6 protein-coding genes and 2 pseudogenes are annotated in these 20977 nt (G+C 73.1%); 7 read left to right on the top strand and 1 reads right to left on the bottom strand.

Going from position 1 to position 20977, the window contains the following annotated elements:
• Positions 1–79 precede the first annotated feature (79 nt).
• From BFF78_RS47420 to BFF78_RS27180, 4 genes and pseudogenes are all read left to right on the top strand, one after another.
• Positions 80–5116, top strand: a pseudogene (locus BFF78_RS47420) (SDR family NAD(P)-dependent oxidoreductase); the annotation flags it as partial.
• Positions 5002–15414, top strand: a pseudogene (locus BFF78_RS27170) (SDR family NAD(P)-dependent oxidoreductase); the annotation flags it as partial. The pseudogenes BFF78_RS47420 and BFF78_RS27170, both read left to right, overlap by 115 nt.
• 62 nt (positions 15415–15476) lie before the next feature.
• Complete coding sequence (locus BFF78_RS47425) at positions 15477–16283, top strand: arylamine N-acetyltransferase family protein (protein WP_159033062.1); 807 nt, start codon at positions 15477–15479, stop codon at positions 16281–16283.
• A gap of 82 nt (positions 16284–16365) precedes the next feature.
• Positions 16366–17613: a phthiocerol/phthiodiolone dimycocerosyl transferase family protein gene (locus BFF78_RS27180; RefSeq protein WP_069780802.1), complete on the top strand. Its 1248-nt coding sequence runs from the start codon at positions 16366–16368 to the stop codon at positions 17611–17613.
• 41 nt (positions 17614–17654) lie between these two features.
• Here BFF78_RS27180 and BFF78_RS27185 read toward each other — a convergent pair whose 3' ends face one another.
• Positions 17655–18242, bottom strand: a complete 588-nt coding sequence (locus BFF78_RS27185) for a TetR/AcrR family transcriptional regulator (RefSeq protein ID WP_069780803.1) — start codon at positions 18240–18242, stop codon at positions 17655–17657.
• Between the two features lie 139 nt (positions 18243–18381).
• Between BFF78_RS27185 and BFF78_RS27190 the strand changes: the two genes are divergently transcribed.
• The 3 genes from BFF78_RS27190 to BFF78_RS27200 are packed head-to-tail and all read left to right on the top strand — an operon-like array spanning position 18382 to position 20866.
• Positions 18382–19119, top strand: coding sequence for an NAD(P)H-dependent oxidoreductase (locus BFF78_RS27190; protein ID WP_079161497.1), 738 nt, complete (start codon positions 18382–18384; stop codon positions 19117–19119).
• 11 nt (positions 19120–19130) lie between these two features.
• Positions 19131–19973, top strand: coding sequence for a hypothetical protein (locus BFF78_RS27195; RefSeq protein ID WP_159033064.1), 843 nt, complete (start codon positions 19131–19133; stop codon positions 19971–19973).
• Positions 19958–20866 carry a sterol desaturase family protein gene (locus BFF78_RS27200; protein ID WP_227025938.1) on the top strand — a complete coding sequence of 303 codons (909 nt, stop codon included), beginning with the start codon at positions 19958–19960 and terminating at the stop codon, positions 20864–20866. Before BFF78_RS27195 ends, BFF78_RS27200 begins: the two co-directional genes overlap by 16 nt.
• The last annotated feature ends 111 nt before the right edge of the window (positions 20867–20977 follow it).

Here is a 20977-nt window from a genome sequence, read left to right on the forward strand (position 1 = left end):
ACCGGAGCTCGTCAAGGCCCTGCGCGAATCGGTCAAGGAGACCGCGCGGTTCCGCCAGAAGACCGAAGAACTCCTCGCGGCGGCCTCGGAACCCATCGCCGTCGTGTCGGTCGGATGCCGGTTCGCAGGCGGTATCGCCGGGCCCGAGGACTTCTGGAAAGTGGTGTCCGAGGGGACGGACGTGTACACGCCGTTCCCGGACAACCGAGGCTGGGATCTCGAGGGACTCTACGATCCCGATCCCGAGACCCCCGGCACCACCTACGTCGACCAGGGCGCGTTCCTGCACGACGCGGACCAGTTCGACCCGGGCTTCTTCGGCATCTCGCCCCGCGAGGCGCTGGCGATGGACCCCCAGCAGCGGCAACTGCTGGAGGTCTGCTGGGAGACACTGGAGCGCGCCGACATCGACCCGCACAGCCTGCGCGGTTCGGACACCAGCGTGTACGCGGGCATGGTCCACCAGGACTACGCCCCCGACCTCCCCGGCGCGGAGGACTTCCTCAGCCTGGAGCGCGCGCTCGGCAGCGCCGGCGGCATCGCCTCGGGCCGCGTGTCCTACTGCCTCGGGCTCGAAGGCGCCGCTGTCACCGTCGACACGATGTGCTCGTCGTCGCTGGTCGCGATCCACCTGGCGACCCAGGCGCTGCGCCGCGGGGAGTGCTCGCTGGCGCTCGCCGGCGGCGCCACCGTCATGGCCACCCCGGGCGGTTTCGTCGGCTTCGCGCGCCAGCGCGGCCTCGCCTTCGACGGACGGTGCAAGTCCTTCGCCGCAGCGGCGGACGGCAGCAGCTGGGCCGAGGGCGTGGGCGTGGTCCTGCTGGAGCGGCTGTCCGACGCGCAGCGCAACGGGCACCGCGTGCTCGCCGTGATCCGCGGCTCGGCCATCAACCAGGACGGCGCGTCCAACGGCCTGACCGCTCCGAACGGCCCCGCCCAGCAGCGGGTCATCCGCGCCGCGCTGGAGTCCGCCGGCCTGGCCACGGACGACATCGACGCCGTGGAGGCACACGGAACCGGCACCACCCTGGGTGACCCGATCGAGGCACAGGCCCTCTTCGCCACCTACGGGCAGGGACGCGATCCGAAGCGACCGCTGCTGCTCGGCTCGGTCAAGTCCGTTCTGGGGCACACCCAGGCCGCGTCCGGCGTGGCCGCCCTGATCAAGACGGTCCTGTCGCTTCAGCACCGCTATCTGCCGGCCACGCTCCACGTGGACAGCCCGACTCCGCAGGTCGACTGGTCCTCCGGGACGGTCGAGCTGCTCACCGAGGGGCGCGCATGGCCGGACAACGGCCGCCCGCGCCGGTCCGGTATCTCCGCCTTCGGCGCCAGCGGCACCAACGTGCACATGATCGTGGAAGAGGCGCCCGCGGTCGCGGAAGCGGACCGGACGCCGGACCCGGCCGTGCCGGAGGGCACCGCGCTCCCGTTCCTGGTGTCGGCCAAGACCGCGACCGCGCTCGAAGGCCTGGGCAGGCGCCTCGGCGAGGTCCTCGACGACGGCACGGCACTCGGTGACCTGTCCGCCGCGCTGCTGACCGGACGGGCCCGGCTGAGCCACCGTGCGGTGGTGGTGGCGCGGACGCGGGACGAGCTGCGGTCCGGTCTGTCGCAGCTCGCCGCGGGCCGCGGTGGTCCGGGCGTCGCCACCGGTGTCGTCAAGTCGGCCGGGCCGGGCAAGACGGTCTTCGTGTTCCCGGGGCAGGGCACCCAGTGGGCCGGGATGGGCCGCGAACTGCTAGACAGCTCCCCGGTTTTCGCCGCGCGCATCGCCGCATGTGAAGCGGCCTTCGAGCCGTGGGTGGACTGGTCGCTGACCGAGGTGCTGCGCGGCGACGGCAGCGAGCTGAGCCGGGTCGACGTCGTCCAGCCGGTGTGCTTCGCGGTGATGCTCGGCCTGGCCGAGGTGTGGAAGTCGGCCGGGGTCGTCCCCGACGCGGTGGTCGGTCACTCGCAGGGCGAGATCGCGGCCGCGTGCGTCGCGGGCGCGTTGTCCCTCGCCGACGCGGCGCGGGTGGTCACCCTGCGCAGCCAGGTGATCGCCGAGCAGCTGCCCCGCGGCGGCGGGATGGCCTCGGTCGGGCTGCCGGAGGACCAGGTGCGCGCGCTGATCGAGCCCTGGGGTGAACGGCTGGAGGTCGCGGCGCTGAACGGTCCCGCGGCGGTGGTCGTGGCCGGTGACGGCGGCGCCCTGGACGAGCTGGCCGCGACGGCGGCGGACCGGGTTGTCCGGTTCCGCCGGATCGACGTCGACTACGCCTCGCACAGCCACTACGTCGAGAGCATCAAGGGCGACCTGCTGAACGACCTCGGCGGACTGGCCTACTCGGCGCCGGACCTGCCGTTCTACTCGACGGTCGAAAGCCGGTGGCTCGGCGACGACGACCGGCTCGACGCCGACTACTGGTACCGCAACCTGCGCCAGACCGTCCGCTTCGAGTCGGCCGTGCGTGAGCTGATCGCGCAGGACCACCGTCTCTTCGTCGAGGTCGGTGCCCACCCCGTGCTGGCGCCGGCCGTCACCGACGTCGGCGACGAGCTGGACGCCGACGTCCTCGCGGTCGGATCGACCCGCCGCGACGAGGGCGGCATGGCCCGGCTGCTCACCTCGGTGGCCGAGGTCTTCGTACGCGGCCTGATGGTGGACTGGACCGCGCTGTGCCCCGTGGGCACCCCGTCGACGGCGGTGCGGCTGCCCACCTACCCGTTCGACCACCAGCGGTTCTGGATCACCATGCCCGGTGGCGTCTCGAGCGCCGAGGCACTGGGCCAGACGACCAGCGGCCACGGGCTGCTGGGCGCGGTGGTGGAACTCCCGCAGACCGGCGGCCTGGTGTTCACCGCGCGCCTTTCCCTGACGACCCATCCGTGGCTGGCCGGTCACCGCATCCAGGACGCCGTGGTGGTGCCGGGCACCGCCTACGTGGACCTGGCCATCCGGGCCGGCGACGAGTTCGGGTTCGGGATGCTCGACGAACTGGTGATCGAGTCGCCGCTGCTGCTGCCCGAAGAGGGCGCGGTGCGGCTGCAGGTCTCGGTCGGCGGCCCGGACGCGTCCGGACGCCGGCCGGTCGAGGTGCACAGTGTCCGGGGCGACGAAGGGTGGGTCCGCCACGCTTCGGGCCTGCTGTCGGACTCCCGCGCCGACACCGCCGGCAGCGGGTTCGACTTCGCCGAGTGGCCGCCGAAGGGCGCGCAGCGCGAGGAGCTGGGCGACTTCTACGCCCGCCTCGCCGACCGGGGGTACGACTACGGGCCGGCCTTCGCCGGCCTGAACGCGGTGTGGCGGCGCGGTGACGAGATCTTCGCCGAAGCCGCACTGCCCGCCGGGCAGCGCGAAACGCTGGACATGTTCGGCATTCACCCGGCACTGCTGGACGCCGCGCTGCACGCGAACGCCTTCCACCGCCGCGACGACGACCGCAACGTCCTGCCGTTCGCCTGGAACGGCGTCCGGTTGCACGCGAGCGGTGCCGGTGCCCTGCGGGTCCGCGTCGCGCCGTGCGGTCCGGACGCGTTGTCCTTCGACGCCGCGGACGAGACCGGCGCCCTGGTGCTGACCATGGACTCGCTGGTCTCGCTGCCCATCACGGACCTGACCGCCCGGTCCGGCCCGTCCGTCGCCTCGGCGCTGTGGCAGCTCGACTGGACCCGTGTCCCGGCCGCCGCGCCGGATCCGGTCGGGAACCGGGCGGTCGTCGCGACCTCCGGCGACGTGGCCCGCACCGCCATGGCCGAGGACCTCGGCGAGCGGCTGCCCGACCTGGCCGTACTCGACCTCACCGCGGACGCCGCCGCGGACACCGAACCGCTGCCGCTGCTCGCCAGGGTGCTCGGGGTGCTGCAGGCGTGGCTGGAGGAACCGGCGCTGGAACCGGTGCCGCTCGTCGTGGTGACCAGCGGCGCGGTACCGGCGTCCGGCCCGGTCGCCGACCCCGCCGGCGCCGCCGTGTGGGGACTGCTGCGCTCGGCTCAGGCGGAGAACCCGAACCGGTTCGTCCTGGTCGACATCGAGCCGGGTGCCGACCGGGACCACTCCGTCGCGTCCGCCCTCGCCACCGGCGAGCCGCAGGCCGCGGTGCGCGCGGACGCCGTCCTCGCGCCGCGGCTCGGCCGCGCCCAGCTCACCGAACCGCCGTCCGACGCCGGGTTCGCCCCGGACGGCACGGTACTGATCACGGGCGGCACCGGTGTGCTCGGCGCGCTGCTCGCCCGGCACCTGGTGCGCGAGCACGGGGTGCGACGGCTCGTGCTGGCCAGCCGTCGCGGCGCAGCCGCGGAAGGGGCCGACGCACTCGTCGAGGAACTGACCGGGCAGGGCGCGTCGGTCACCGTGGTCTCCTGTGACGTCGCCGATCGCGCCGCCGTCGAGGCGCTGCTCGACGCCATACCGGACGAGCACCCGCTGACCGGCGTCGTACACGCGGCCGGCGTGCTGGACGACGGCGTCATCGCCGGCCTCGATCCGCACCGGCTGGCCGGGGTCTTCGCGCCCAAGGCCGGCGGGCTGCGTGTCCTGGACGAGCTGACCCGGGCGCGACCGCCCCAGGTCTTCGCCGTGTTCTCCTCGGCGGCCAGCGTGTTCGGCTCGGCGGGTCAAGGCAACTACGCCGCCGCCAACGCCTACGTCGACGCCGTCGTATCAGCCCGCCGGGCGGCCGGACTTCCCGCCGTGTCGCTGGCCTGGGGCCTGTGGAGCCCGGCCACCGGGATGACCGGACAGCTCGCCGACGTGGACAGGACCCGGATGCGCCGGGGCGGCGTCCGGCCGATGTCGACCGACGAGGCGCTCGGCATCTTCGACGCCGGGATCCACTCGGGCAACTCCCTGCTGGTGCCGATCAAGCTCGATCTCGCCGCCGTGCGGGCCGAGACCGGCCCCGACGCAGCCGTCGCGCCGCTGTTCCGGGCGCTGGTGCGGCCGCCGCGGCGCGTCGCTCAGGCCGGCGCCGACGGCGCGCTGGGGGCCGCCTCGCCGGGCTGTCCCTTCAGGAGCGCACCGAGTTGCTGCTCGGCATCGTCCGTACCGAGGTGGCGACCGTTCTCGGCCGGGCCGAGGACGACGTCTACCTCGACTCCGCCCGGTTCAGCGACATCGGGTTCGACTCGCTGACCGCGGTGGAGCTGCGCAACCGGCTGACGGCCGCCACCGCGGTCAAGCTGCCCGCGACGGTGATCTTCGACTACCCCACACCACAGGCGCTCGTGCAGCACCTGCTCGAGGAGACGGGTGCGGCGTCCGCGGCCGTCGCACCGGCGCCCAGGGCGGCGGTGCGGGCCGACGACGACCCGATCGTCATCGTCGGCATGGCGTGCCGGCTGCCCGGCCAGATCGCCTCGCCGGCCGACTTCTGGGAGCTGGTCGCCGAAGGCCGGGACGCGATGTCCGAGTTCCCCGGTGACCGCGGCTGGGACCTCGGCGGGCTCTTCGACCCCGACCCCGACAGCGCCGGGACCGCGTATGTGAGCCAGGGCGGCTTCCTGCACGACGCCGGATACTTCGACGCGGCGCTGTTCGGGATCTCCCCGCGCGAAGCGCTGGCCATGGACCCGCAGCAGAGGCTGCTGCTGGAGACCACGTGGGAGGTGCTGGAGGCCTCCGGCATCGACCCCTCGGCACTGCGGGGCGAGCGTGTCGGCGTCTACACCGGCATGTCCATCCACGACTACATCGGCTCGCTGGCCGACATCCCCGCCGAGCTCGAGGGATACGCCACCACCGCGACCGCCGGCAGCGTGGCGTCCGGCCGGGTGTCCTATGTGTTCGGGCTGGAAGGCCCGGCCATGACCGTGGACACCGCGTGCTCGTCGTCCCTGGTGGCCATCCACCTGGCGGCCCAGGCACTGCGCCAGGGCGAGTGCGAACTGGCGCTCGCCGGCGGTGTCGCCGTCATGGGGTCTCCGATCGGTGTGACCGGGTTCTCGCGGGCCCGGGGCCTGGCCGCGGACGGCCGGTGCAAGGCGTTCGCCGCGGCCGCCGACGGCACCGTGCTGTCCGAGGGCGTCGGTGTCGTCCTGCTGGAGCGGCTGTCCGACGCGCGCCGCAACGGGCACCGGCCGCTCGCGATGATCCGCGGGTCGGCGATCAACCAGGACGGCGCCTCCAACGGCCTCACCGCGCCGAACGGTCCCGCCCAGCAGCGCGTCATCCGCGCCGCGCTCGCGGCCGCGGGGGTCGGCCCGGACGACATCGACGCCGTCGAGGCCCACGGCACCGGGACCACGCTCGGCGATCCGAGCGAGGCCGAGGCGATCATCGCCGCCTACGGCCGGGAGCGCTCCGCCGACCGCCCCTTGTTCCTCGGCTCGGTGAAGTCCAACCTCGGCCACACGCAGGCCGCCGCCGGCGTGGTCTCGGTGATCAAGATGGTCGAGGCCATCCGGCACGGCGTCCTCCCGCCGACCCTGTTCGTCGACGAGCCCACGCCGCACGTCGACTGGTCCGACGGCACCGTGGCACTGCTCACCGAGGGCCGCGCCTGGCCCGACGCCGGCCGGCCCCGCCGCGCGGGCATCTCCTCGTTCGGCATCAGCGGCACCAACGCGCACCTCATCCTCGAGCAGGTACCGGGCGAGGACGCGGCCCCGGCGGTGGCCGACGCCGGACCGGACACCGAGCTGTCCGCCGTGCTGCCGTTCGTGCTGTCCGCACACACCCCGGCCGCCCTGGCCGGCCAGGCGGCGCGGTTGCGGGCGGCGGCGAGCGGGCTGTCCCCGGCGGGGGTGGCCCGGACCCTGGTCACCAGCCGCGCGCTGCTCACGCACCGGGCCGTTGTCGCCGCGGCGGACACCGATGCCCTGCTCACGCGCCTCGACGCGATCGCCGCGGGTGTGACCGCTCCGGGTACGAGCACCGGCTCCGCGACACCGGATGCGGCGTCGTCGGTGGTGTATGTGTTCCCCGGCCAGGGAGCGCAGCGGCTCGGCATGGGACGCGAGCTGTACACGCGGTTCCCGGTGTACGCGAGCGCCTTCGACGAGGTCTGCGCCCGCCTTGACGAGCGCCTGGCGCCCGAGTACGGCACCCGCGTGCGTGACGTGGTGTTCGCCGAGCCGGGCACCGCCGAGGCCGCCCTGCTGGACCAGACCGTGTACACCCAGGCGGCCCTGTTCGCGGTGGAGACGGCGCTGTTCCGGCTGGCCGAGGCATGGGGCGCCCGTCCGCGTCTGCTGCTGGGCCACTCGGTGGGCGAGATCACCGCGGCGCACGCCGCGGGCATGCTCTCCCTGGACGACGCGGCGACCGTGGTCGCCGCCCGCGGCCGGCTGATGCAGGCGCTGCCCACCGGTGGGGCCATGGTCGCGGTGGCTGCGACCGAGGACGAGGTGCGCCCGTTCCTCGGCGCCGGTGTCGGTCTCGCCGCGGTGAACGATCCGTCGTCGGTGGTGCTGTCCGGTGACGAGGACGACGTCCTCGCCGCCGCCGAGGAGCTGCGGGCACAGGGCCGCAAGACCCGGCGGCTGGACGTCTCGCACGCGTTCCACTCCGCGCTGATGGAGCCGATGCTCGCCGCCTTCCGCGCGGCGATCGCCGAGGTGACCTGGCAGCCCGCGCGGATCCCCGTCGTCGCCCCCCTCGGCGGCGACCTGACCACCGCCGACTACTGGGTCGAGCAGGTCCGTCGTACGGTGCGCTTCGCCGACGGCACCGCCACCGCCATCGAGCAGGGCGGGCGGCTGTTCATCGAGATGGGTCCCGGTGCCGGCCTGTCCGGGGCGGTGCTGGCGACGGCGACCGCGTCCGGCGCCGAGGCGGTCTGCACGCCCATGCTGCGGGACGGGCGCGACGAGTCGCAGACGGCGATCGCGGCCCTGGCCGAACTCTTCGTGCGGGGCGTCCCGGTCGACTGGCCGGCACTGCTGCCGGCCTCCGCGCCCGTCGTCGGCCTGCCGACCTACGCCTTCGAGCGCAAGCACTACTGGCTGCAGCCGGACTCCCGCGCCACGGACGCGGCCGGCCTCGGCCAGGTGGCCGTCGACCACCCGTTGATGTCGGCCGTCGTCGTCGCCCCGGACACCGGTGGCGTGATCGGCACCGCGCGGTTGTCCCGGGACACCCACCCGTGGTCGGCCGGCCACCGTCTGCACGGCGTCGACGTGCTGCCGGCCTCCGCGCTGGTGGACCTGGCGGTCCGGGTCGGCGACGAGGTCTCGTGCGGTCTGCTCGAGGAGCTGGTGATCGAGACCCCGCTGGCCGTGCCCGCGGACGCGGCGGTGCGCGTGGAGATCGTCGTCGGCGCGGCCGATGACGACGACCGCCGTCCGGTCGCGGTCTACGGCGCACAGGACGGCGCCGGCGGCTGGGTCCGGCACGCCACCGGAACCCTGGCCGCCCGCGTGCCCGCGGCAGCGCAGCCGATGACCGGGCCGTGGCCGCCGGCCGGGGCGGAGCCGACCGAGGCGGACCCGGACATCGCCGGGCTCCGCGGCGTGTGGTGCCGGGGCGAGGAGACCTTCGTCGAGGCCGAACTCACCGACTCCGACGACTCCACGGGATTCGGGCTGTCGCCCCTCCTGCTGGACGCCTCGACGCGGGCGGTGCTGGCGCCCGGCACGATGGCCGGCCGGTGGGAGGAGGTCGTGCTGCACGCGACCGGCGCGCGCCGGGTGCGGGCGCGCCTGACCCCGCTCGGCGACGACCGGTGGACCCTGGACGCGGCCGACGAGACCGGGGCACCGGTGCTCACGGTCCGCTCGTGGTCCGCGGTCCCGGTCCGGCCCGAGCAGCTCGGCACGACGACGTCCGACGCGATGCACCGGGTCGTCTGGGCCCCCGCGACGGTGCCCGAGGCGTCCGCACGGCCGTGGCGGACGGCCGCGGTGGCCACGGCCGCCGATGTCGCGGCGTTCGCGGCGACGGTGACGGACCCCGCGGCCGCCGTCTTCGAGGCGGAGCCGGGCCGGCCGGTGCAGGACCTGCTGGAGGACGTCATCGCCGTGCTCCAGGCATGGCAGACGGACGCTCCGGACGATGCCCGGCTCGTCGTACTGACCCGCGGCGCCGTCCCGGCCGGCGCGGCCGACGTCACCGATGTGCCGTCGGCCGCGGTGTGGGGCCTGGTCCGTGCCGCGCAGGCGGAGCTGGCGGACGGGAAGGTGCTCCTGCTCGACATCGAGCCCGGTGCGGACACCGACGCCGCCGTGGCCCTGGCCCTGGCCGCCGAGGAGCCGCAACTGGCCGTGCGGGGCCGGGCGACCGCCCTGGTGCCCCATCTGGCGCCCGCCGGGCCGCTCGCCCAGCATCCCGTGACGCTGGATCCCGACGGTACGGTCCTGGTCACCGGCGGCACCGGCTCGCTCGGTGCGCAGCTGGCCCGCCATCTGGTCCGCGCCCGCGGTGTCCGGCACCTGCTGCTGGTCGGCAGGCGCGGACCGGCGGCGGACGGCGCGAGCGAACTCGTCGCCGAACTGTCGGCTCTTGGCGCGGAGACCACCGTCGTGGCCTGCGATGTCGCCGATCGCGGCGCGTTGGCCGCAACTCTGGCCGGTATTCCGTCGCAGCATCCGCTGACCGCGGTCGTCCACACCGCCGGCGTGCTGGACGACAGCCTGCTGCAGGGACTGACCCCGGAACGCGTCGCGGCGGTCCTCGGACCGAAGGCCGACGGCGCGCGGCACCTGGACGAGCTGACCCGGGACCGCGATCTCGCCGCGTTCGTCGTGTACTCCTCGGCGGCCGGACTGCTCGGCTCGGCCGGGCAGGGCAACTACGCCGCCGCGAACGCCTACTTGGACGGGCTCATGGAGGCGCGCCGGGCGTCCGGCCGCCGAGGGGTGTCGCTGTCCTGGGGCCTGATGGCGCAGGAGGGCGGCATCACGGGCCACCTGGACGCCGCCGACCTGGCCCGCATCAGCCGCGGCGGTGTCCTGCCGGTGGGCACTCGGGAGGCCCTGGCACTGTTCGACGCCGCTGTGGACAGCGGCGAGGCGCATCTGGTGCCGATGAAGCTCGATCTCGCCGCGGCCCGCGCCGACGCGGCGGCGGGCGGGCCGGTCCAGCCGCTGCTGCGCAGGCTGGTCGGCGCCCGCCGGCGGGCCGGTGGCACGGCCCCGGCCGGCGAGCCGGCCGTCTCGCTCGCCGGGCAGTCCCCGGCCGAGCGGGAGGCACACCTGCTGGCGGTCGTCCGTGCCTGCGTGGCGCTCGTCCTCGGTTACGCGGCGGGCGACGACATCGATCCCGACGCGCCGTTCCAGGCGGCCGGGATGGATTCGCTCGGCGCGGTGCAGATGCGCAACCGGCTCGGCGCCGCGACCGGGTGCACCATGCCCACCACGGTCGCCTTCGACCACCCGACGCCACGGCAGCTGGCCCGTTATCTGAGCGACCAGCTCTCCGGCACCGACACCGCGGCCGAGACGGCACCCGTCGTGGCGGCCCGCCCGCACGACGACATCGCCGTCATCGGCATGGGCTGCCGGCTGCCGGGCGGAGTGCGCGGCCCCGGCGACTTCTGGGACCTGATGGAACGCGGCGGCGAGGGCCGCTCGGCACTGCCCGGTGACCGGGGCTGGGACCTGTCCGCCTTCCCGGTCGAGGCGGGCGGCTTCCTGACGGACGCGGCCGAGTTCGACGCCGGGTTCTTCGGTATCTCCCCGCGCGAGGCGCTCGCCATGGACCCGCAGCAGCGCCTGCTGCTCGAGGTCGTGTGGGAGGCGTTGGAGGACGCGGGTCTGGACCCGGCGGCACTGCGCGGTCGTGACGTCGGCGTGTTCGTCGGCGTGATGGGCCAGGGCTACGGGATGTTCGGCGGCGACGAGCAGACGGACGGTCTGCGCGGCAGCGGCGGCGCGGTCTCGGTGGTCTCCGGCCGGGTGTCGTACGTCTACGGCTTCACCGGGCCCGCGGTGTCGGTGGACACCGCGTGCTCGTCGTCGCTGGTCGCGATGCACATGGCCATCCAGGCGCTGCAAAGCGGCGAGTGCTCGCTCGCCGTGGTGGGCGGTGTCACGGTGATGTCGACGCCGGGCGCGTTCGTCGAGTTCGCGAAGAACGGCGGGCTGGCGGTCGACGGCCGGTGCAAGGCTTTCGCCGCCGCGGCGGACGGAACGGGCAACTCCGAGGGCGTCGGTGTCGTCCTGCTGGAGCGCTTGTCGGACGCCCTCGGCAACGGGCACGACGTCGGCGCCGTGGTGCGGGGTTCGGCGGTCAACCAGGACGGCGCGTCCAACGGGCTCACCGCGCCCAACGGCACGGCGCAGCGGCGGGTGATCCAGCGTGCGCTCGCGGTCGCCGGGGTGTCGCCCGTCGATGTCGACGTCGTCGAGGCGCATGGCACGGGCACCCGGCTCGGCGACCCGATCGAGGCCCAGGCACTGTTCGAGACCTACGGCAGGCGCGACCCCGCCGACCCGCTGCGTCTCGGCTCGGTCAAGTCGAACATCGGCCACACCCAGGCGGCGTCGGGCGTGGTGAGTGTGATCAAGATGGTGCTCGCGATGCGGCACCAGACGCTGCCCGCGACGCTGCACGTGGACGCGCCGACCCCCGAGGTCGACTGGTCCAGCGGCACCATCCGGCTGCTGACCCGGGCCGAGCCGTGGCCGGTGCGCGACGGCCGCGCGCGCCGCGCCGGGGTCTCGGTGTTCGGGGTCAGCGGAACCAACGCACACCTCATCCTCGAAGAGCCGCCGCAGCGGCCCGCCCCGCAGCCGGACGGCGAACCCGAGCCGGCCGCGGACCGTGTCCTGCCGTTCGTGCTGTCGGCCCGCAACCAGGCGCAACTGGCCGCGTCGGCGACGCGGCTGGCCGACTTCGCCGAGCAGCGTCAGGTGCCGCTGGAGGAGCTGGCCGGGGCCCTGGCCCAGGGGCGCGCGGCGCACGAGGTACGGGCCACCGTGCTCGCGGCGGACCGGGCCGAACTGGTCGGCCGCCTGCGGGCGCTGTCCACGGGCGGTGCCGACGAGGGTCTGGTCATGGGACAGACCGGGCCCGGTTCCGGCGCGGTGTTCCTCTTCCCCGGCCAGGGCGGTCAGTGGGTCGGCATGGGCCGCGCCCTGCTCGACCACTCGCCCGAGTTCCGGGCCTGGGTGAGTCGCTGTGAGGCCCTCCTTGCCGCGTACGACGCCGACTGGACCCTGGAGCAGGCACTCCGCGGCGAGAACGACCTGTCCCGGGTGGACGTGGTGCAGCCCGCCTCGTTCGTGATGAACACCGGTCTGGCCCAGCTCTGGGCGTCCGCCGGGGTGGTTCCCGAGGCGGTGCTCGGCGCGTCGCAGGGCGAGATCGCCGCCGCGTGCGTGGCCGGACTGCTGTCGGTCGAGGACGCCTTCCACGCGATCGTCGTACGCTCCAGGCTGGCCGCGGCACTGCCCACCACCGGCGGGATGCTCATCGTCGGTGTCAGCCGGGCGCGGATGACCGAGCTGCTGGCCGGCTACGAGGGCAGGATCGAGATCGGCGCCGTCAACGGTCCGGCGACCGTGGCCATCTCCGGCGAGGTCGACGCCATCGACGAGTTCGCGGCGATGGCGGCCGACGAGGGCATCTGGTTCCGCAAGATGAAGGCGGCCTACGCCTCGCATTCGTTCCTCGTGGACGAGCTCGAACAGCCCATGCTGGCCCAGCTGGACGGGATCGGGGTGCGGCCCGCGCAGCCGCTGGTTCCGGGCTGCCGGTTCTACTCCACGGTCGACGGCCGGTGGATCGGACCGGACGAGCGCCTCGACGCCGCCTACTGGTACCGGAACCTGCGCCTGCCCGTCGAGCTGGACTCCGCGGTCCGCGCGGTCATCCCGGACCGGCGCGCGGTGGTCGAGGTCTCGACCCACCCCGGGCTGCTCCCGTCCATCCTCGACATCGTCGAGGACGCCGGCCGGCCGACCGCGGTGGTCGCCACCCTGCGCCGTGAGCAGGGCGGGCCGCAGCGGCTGACGACGGCGTTCGCCGAGGCCTTCGTGGCCGGCCTGCCGGTGGACTGGTCGGCCATCGTCCCGGTCGCCCCGTCCGGCTGGCACGGGGTGTGCCACGAACTGCCCACGTATCCCTTCGAACGCCGGCGCTACTGGCTGCGGCCCGGACCGGCGGCCGGTCAGGCTTCGGTCGGGCCGGCGGGCTCCGAGCATCCGCTGCTGCCCACCCTGGTCGAACTGCCGCAGTCGGACGGCGTCCTGGCCCTGACGCGGCTCTCGGCCCACGACCTGCCCTGGCTCACCGAAGGCGCCGGGGACGGGCCGGTCGAGGTACCGGCCTCGGTGTGGGTCGAGCTGGCGATCCGGGCCGGCGACGAACTGGACTGCGGTGTACTGGACGCACTCGAAGCACAGGTGCCGCTGCGGCTGCATCCCGGGGTGGCGGTACAGCTGCAGGTCTGCGTCGAAGGTGCCGACGCCGCCGGACGCCGGCCGGTCACCGTGAGGTCCGCGCCGGTGCGCGCCGAGGGCGGCCGTCCCCGGTGGACCTGCCACGCGTCGGGCATCCTGTCGCCGACGACGGCCGGCGATCCGCCCGAGGCCGGCCTCGCGGCCTGGCCGCCGGCCGGCGCCGAACCGGTCGACCTGGACGGTCTGCCCGCCGTCACCGGACGGGCGGTGCCGTCGAGCCTGACCGCGATGTGGCGGTGCGGCGAGGAGGCCTACCTCGAGGTCGCCGTGCCGGCCGCCCGGCGCGACCTGGCCCGCGGTTTCGGTGTCCACCCGGACCTGCTGGACGCCGCGACCTACGCCGCGGGCTTCCGGCCCGAGGATGTGCCGTCCACCTGGCAGCAGGTCGTGCTGCACGCGTCCGGTGCGCCGGCGCTGCGGATCCGGCTGCGCCCGGTGGCGGGTGGCGTCACCGTGGTCGCGGCCGACGAGACCGGGCTGCCGGTGCTCACCGTGGGCCTGGTCGGTGCCGGGCCCGCGCCCGTCGCGCCGCGGGAACGGCCCGTGGGCGCCCTGCGGATCGAATGGACCCCGCTCGACGCCGAGCCGGTCGCGGCTCCGGTCGGCCTCGTGCCGGTCGACGGCGACGCCGACGTGTTCGACCTCGCGGCCGGACCGGCCGACGCCCTGTTCGATGCCGGCGCCGGTGGCGAGGCCACCGAGGTCTGCTCGCGGGCGCTCGCCGTCGCCCAGGCGTGGCTGGACGAGCCGGAGTTGTCCGGCCACCGGCTGGTGGTGCGTACCAGGACGGCCGTCCCGGCCGGGTCCGCACCCGGCGATCCGGCCGGCGTCGATCCGGCAGCGGCGGCGGTGTGGGACATGATCGGCGCGGTCCAGGCCGAGTACCCGGGCCGGTTCGTGCTGCTCGACGCCGAGGCCGGCGCCACCGACGACACGGTGCGGACGGCGGCCGGGCACGCGCTCGCCGCCGGCCTCGCGCAGGCCGCGGTGCGGGCCGGGCGCGTCCACGTCCCGAGGCTGGTGCCGGTCGTGGCGGCGCAGACCTCCCGGACCGTCATCGAGCCGGACGGCACCGTCCTGGTCGCCGGTGGCACCGGCGAGGCCGGCGCCCGGGTGGCCCGGCACCTGGTCGCCGAGCACCGGGTGCGGCACCTCCTCCTGGTCGGCCGGAGCGGCGCCGACGCACCGAACGCCGCCGCGCTGGTCGACGAACTCACCGCGATGGGCGCCTCGGCCACCGTCGTGGCCTGCGACGTCACCGACGAGGCCGCGGTGCGGCGGCTGCCGGCCGAGGTCGCGCCCGGACATCCGCTGACCGGCGTGGTGCACGCGGTCGGCCTGCCGGACGACACCCCGCTCGCCGAACTGGATGCGGACCGGCTCGGCGAGGTGCTCCGGAGCCGTGGCGAGTCGCTACGGCACCTGGCCGACCTCTCGGCGGACCACCGGCTCGGGCTGTTCCTCGTGATCACCTCGGCGGCCGGCATCACCGGAGCGGCGAACCGGGCGGCGACCGGTGCGGCCGACGGCTACGCCCGCGCGGTCGTCGCCCGGCGCCGGGGCGCGGGACTGCCCGCCTGTGCCCCGATGCTGGTGGCCGCGGCCCCGGAAGCGGAAGCGGAGGCGACGGCGACCTCGGCGCTGTCCGAGGCGATCCGCTCCGGCGAACCGTTCACCGTGCCCGCCCGTCCCGAGGTGTGGGCCGGGCAGGAAGCCGGACGGGGTGTCCCGCCGCTGTTGCGCGGTCTTGTCCGCTCCCGCCGCCGGGTGGTGCGGACACAGGCCGGGGCGCACGCCGAGCTGCGGTGGGCGGACCTGCTGCGCGGACAGAGCGACGAAGCACGCAAGAAGACGATGCTCGATCTGGTGCAGGCACAGGTGGCCGAGGTGCTCGGCCTGGACCTGGACCAGCCGGTCCCCGCGGACCGCGGCTTCTTCGAGCTCGGCCTGGATTCGGTGATGGCGATCGAACTGTCCCGCCGCATCGGCAGCCACGCCGGCACCGCGCTGACACCTGCGGGCATCTTCGGACACCCGACCCCGCAGGCGCTCACCGAGCACCTGCTCGACCGCCTGGACGGCGACGCGTAGGTCCGGGTACCGGCGCGGCCCTCGCGGCCGCGCCGGTCTTCCCGGCCGGAAAGGCAGTGACCATGTACGACCTTCACGTCTATCTGCGGCGGTTGGGGTACGACAGCGAGCGGGACGGGCTTCCGGCACCCGACCTGGCGACACTCACCGCGCTGCACAAACGGCACATGGAGGCGATCCCGTTCAACAGCGTGGGCTCGCTGGCCGTGCCGACGCCGAGCGGCGAGCCGGTCGATCTCGTCGACTTCGACGAGGACGCGACCTTCGACGCCGTGGTCGCCGCGGGCAACGGCGGCGGCTGCGTGCAGATGACCCGGCTGTTCCTGCGGCTGCTGCGCGATCTCGGTTTCGAGGTCGATCTGATCGCCGGCACCACGGCCGAAGGAGCGGAGTCCTACGGCGTCGACGTCGAGCACATGCTCATGCTGGCCCGCGTCGACGGCGCTTCCTGGCTGGTCGACATCGGCTATGCCGGGCCGTCGTTCCTTCAGCCGCTTCGCCTCGATGCGGCGGGCCGGGAACAGATGCAGTTCGGCTGCCGGTACCGCCTGGTCGAGGACGGTGACGGGATGCTGGTGCAGCGCCGGCCCCGGCTCGGCCGGTGGAGCACGGTCTACCGGTTCACCACCAAGATCCGTGACCGGACCGACTGGGCCCAGGCGAACAGGGCGGTGAACGCGGCGCTGGCCGCGGCCGCCGGGGACAGCGGTCCCGAGCTGTACAGCCGAGCGGCGTCCGACGGCCAGGTGGTGCTGAAGGGCCGGCGTCATCTCACCGTTCGGGCCGGCATCGAGAAGACCCGGACCCTCGTCGACGACGACGAATGGCGGGCGGTCCGCAGCGCCCTTCTGGACGGCGGCCTCGGCTGACTCGGAAGCCGTCCGCCATGTGCACCCGAAGACTCGACAGAACAGGAACGGCATGCGCCGGAAAATAGCCCCTTCAGAACGTATGTACGTCGGCGAGATCAGGACGCAGGCCGTGACGGTGTGCGTGGTCCGCGGCGGCGTCGACCCGGAACTGCTGGACGCGGCCTTCTCCGCGGTGCTGGCCGAGCACCTGCCGCTGCGCTGCCGGATCGAGAAGGACGGCGAGGACTTCTACCTGAGTCCGCTTCAGCCGGGCGAGCTGCCGCGGCTGCGGGTCCGGCCCGACGGACCCGGCGTACAGGTGGAGGAGTACAACAAGCCGCTGCATCTCGGTGGCCCGCTGGCGCGTGCCGTGTTGCTGACCGGCTCCGACGAGGACACGGTGATCTTCGGCCTCGACCACGCGATCTGCGACGGCCGTACGGCGACCGCGTTCTGCAACCGGGTGTGGCAGCGCTACGGCGACATCCAGGCCGCCGCGGGGAATTGGGCGCCCGAAGCCGTGCCACAGGAGTTCCCCCCGGCCCTCGATGATCTGCTGCCGCCGCGCACCGATGCCGAACTCGATGCCTACGTCCAGGAACGGCTGCGCCGGGCCGAGGGCGCTCCGGTGGCGTCGCTGCCCTACCTGGCGGCCCCGTCGGCGGCCGAGGTGCCCGCGGACCGCACGATGAACACACGCAGGCTGCGGCTGACCGAGGCCGAGACCGCCGGGCTGCTCGCCTTCGCCAAGCACGCCGGGGTGACGGTGAACGGGCTGGTCGGCGCGGTGCTGCTGACGGCCGTCCGCAGTGGCCTGCCCGCGGACCAGGCCGGCCACCGGCTGTCCGTGTTCTCCGCCGTCGACCTGCGCGACCAGGTGGCGCTCAGCCGGGATGCGATGGTGCCCACGGCCTCCTGGTACCGGGATCTGCTCGACGTCCCCGCCGGTGCCGACCCGGTGAAGCTGGGCCGGCGCATCACCGAGGAGCTGCGCGCCGGCATCGAGCGAGGTGACACGGTCCTGGAGATGCAGGCACTGAGCCGGCTGCTGCGGCACCCGCAGGTGTGGCCCACGAGCCTGATGCTCACCAGTACCGGCAGGCTGGCGGGCCCGCCGTCCCCGAAGGGCCTGGAGATCGTCGACATGACCAAGTTCGGCCTGTCGAGCAAGTGGAACCCGGACACGCCCGGAGGCCCGCTGATCGCCCAGCCGACGACGATCTACGACCGGTTCAGCATCGAAATGCCGTACAGCACCCAGTGCTTCACGACGGAGCAGATGGACCGGATCCACGACCACATCCTGACGTCGTTGCGCGACTGCGCCGACCGAGTGCCGCAGCGGTGAACGCAGGGCCGGCCGGAGCGCATCCGGCCGGCCGGCGGGGTTCACCTGTCCTGGTAGGCCTGGGTGATCATCTCCACGGCAACCTGGAGGACCGCCTCGCGCCGTTTGTCGGGGTCGCTTTCGCGGGTCTGCATGACGAAGGTGCCCGCGTGCAGGGTGACGAGGGCGCTGATGCAGCGCACCTGGTCGACGAGATCACTCCCGGGGCTGACGAAGATCTCGTGCAGGCGGCGGGTCTGGTCCTTGAAGATGTCGCCGACGCGCAGTTCCCGTACGGCCGCCTGGTTCTCCTGCATGAAGCGGTGGAGCAGTTCCGTGTCGGCGAGCGCCCGGCTGTAGCGCCGTACGATCTCCTGCTTGGCCTCCAGGGCGTCCGGCTGGCGCCGGCCCCACTCGATCAGGTCCTCGATCGGCTGCGTCAGGTCCCTGAAGACACTGACGATGATCTCTTCCTTGGTCTTGAAGTGGTAGTAGAGCGCCGCCTTTGTGACGCCGAGACGCTCGGCGATCTCGCGCAGGGAGGTTTTGTCGTAGCCCTGCTCGGCGAACAGTTCCAGCGCGGTGTCCTGGATGTGCTGGCGGGTATTGCAGCGGCGCTGCCGCCTTTTGCCGCCCATGGCGACGTCCATCCTCGTACTCCACATAATTCGACAGCAAGCTGACGGCGGCAAGTGATGCTTCAACGCCCGTTCATGGTGGCCGTGTCGTGAGTTTAAGGGCTGCCAACGTCCCGCGGAATCTCCGCCCGTACTACTAGCCACCTGACGGATGGCCGGCGGCTCGCAGGAGAGTAACGTCGCAGAGGTCGCTGCGCGACTGAGTAAGTGCCCTTTCCAGTCTGCGATTTCGAGCGTGAAGGTGAGTAGTAGGTTGCGCATTCTTGGTGTTTCGGGATCGCTTCGGAAGGAGTCGCTCAACAGCCGGCTCCTGGCCGCACTGCGGCCACTGGCCCCAAAGGACGTGCAGATCGATGTCTTCGACGGGCTCGGCGATCTGCCGCTGTACAACCAGGACCTCGATGTCCGGGACGGCGTCCCGGAACCGGTCCGGCGTTGGCGCACGGCGATCAGCGAGGCGGACGGACTGCTCCTCGTCTCGCCGGAGTACAACGGATCCATTCCGGGTGTGGTCAAGAACGCGATCGACTGGGCCTCGCGCCCGGTCGTCAAGTCAGCGCTGGCCGGCAAGTGCGTGGTGACCATGGCGGCCACCCCCGGACGCGGCCTGGGCCGGGGTGGCCTGGCCGATCTCGGCCGGGTGCTGCACGACTGCCACGCGCACGTGATCAGCGGACCGTGGGTGGTACTGACCGAGGCCGGCGACAAACTCAGCGATGCCGAAGACGAGAAGAGCGGGACGGTCGTGCCCACGATTTTGGACCCGGTGACCCGTGCCATCGCCTCGGCTCAGCTCGTCGCGCTGACCGAGGCGATCAAGGGCGGTGCCGGGGAGCACGCGGCTGCTCCGCTGCGTGCCTACTTCGCCGCTGTCCGCCCGCAGAGCTAGGGAGTTCCGCAATGACGGAAGCAACGACGCAAGCAACTACGCAAGCAACTACGCAGGCAACTACGGAAGCATCGACGGAAGCGGTAATAGGTGCGGAGAAGGAGACCGGCGGGGTCCGGAAGAAATCAGCGGCGCAGGTGGTCCGCTGGCTGGTGACCGGGATCCTCACGCTGGTCGCCCTGTCGCTCGTCGGCGGTCTGCTGGTCGGCCTGCTGGCCGGGCAGTCCTTCCAGGCGAACGGCTCCCTCGCGCAGTGCGCGAAGGCGATCCGGGTCTTCGACCTGCTGCTGGTGTCACCGCTGGCGATCGGGATCGGGGCGGCACTGGTCGTCGGTGTTCCCTCCGCGCGCGTGCTGCGTGCCCGTAGGTCCCACCCCGACGGACGTCCGACGACTCGACGCGACGTCATGCTCGTGACCATCGCCGCCAAGTGCGGCTTCGTGACGGCGGCGCTGTTCTGGTCGGTCAGCGGCCTGGTCGTGCCCGGCACGTCGATCACGGCGGCCCATTGGGTCAACGGAGACGACACCGGCCGGCTCCACAAGGATTTCTACGGATTCAAGCTCCCGAGCGTCGAGAACTGGTCGATCATCGAGTCCATCGGTCTCGCGCTTCTCCTGGTTGCCGTGGCCATTGTCACCGCGTGGCGTTTCGTCCCCGGCGCGGACCGGTCCGCGAATCGGCAGGTGCTGGTCACCACCGCCGTACTGACGCTTGTCCTCGGCGGCTTCTTCGCCTGGCACGCGGCGCAGTCCTACGACGACGTGAAGAACACCCCCATCAATGCCGCGCAGGGACCGCACCACCACACAATGTCCGCCCAGAGTCTTGAGGGGAGATGGCCGCTCCGATGAAGGACCTGCCCTACGCGCTCCTGTTCAGCATCGTCATGCCGTCGTTCGTGATTCTGCTGCTCGCCGAATGGATAACCTGGCGGCGTAAGCGGAACCGGGACGACAAGCGCGGATTCCTCGGCCGGGACACCACCAACAGCCTGCTGATCAGTCTCCTGAGCCAGTTCACCGGGCCGCTGGAACGCGCCGTGCTCCCGTTCTCGTTCGTCGTCGTCGCCTCCGCGCTGACACCGTGGCACATGCCGGCCGACGCGTGGTGGACGTGGGTGGTGGGCATGGTGGTCACCGACTTCTGCTACTACTGGGCACACCGCGCCGACCACCGGATCAGGTTCCTGTGGGCCGCGCACAGCGTGCACCACTCCAGCGAGTACTTCAACCTGTCCACCGCGGTACGGACGCCGGCGATGATGCCCCAGGCCATCTTCCTGCGCAACGCGGCGTTCATTCCCGCCGGGCTGGCCGGTGTCCCCGCGTATGTGATCCTCTTCTGCCAGACGCTCGGCCTGATCTACCAGTGGCCGCTGCACACCGAGCGGGTCGGCAAGCTGCCCAGGCCGATCGAGTTCGTGTTCAACACTCCCTCGCACCACCGCGTCCACCACGGGTCCAACAACCCCTACCTGGACAAGAACTACGGAGCCATCCTGATCATCTGGGACCGTATGTTCGGAAGTTACGCGCCCGAACTCGACGTTCCCACCTACGGGCTGACCAAGAACATCGGGACGTACAACCCGCTCAAGACCAACTTCCACGAGCTGTGGGTGATGCTCAAGGACGTGCGCAACGCCCCTACCTGGCACGGACGTTGGATCACGCTGTTCGGCCCGCCCGGTGCCTCTGTGGGCGCCGTCAAGCCCCCGGTGCGGGTGGAAGAACCGGTCGCGTAGCCGGGCTGGCACCGGCAAAACGGCGGTCGTCGGCGCCCGGACAGTGCGGTGGCGGCCGAAGCGGACACATCCGCTTCGGCCGCCACCGTTTTTTGTTGCCCCGGTCGAAAA

Origin of the sequence: Streptomyces fodineus, assembly GCF_001735805.1 — a bacterium.
GTDB lineage: Bacteria > Actinomycetota > Actinomycetes > Streptomycetales > Streptomycetaceae > Streptomyces > Streptomyces fodineus.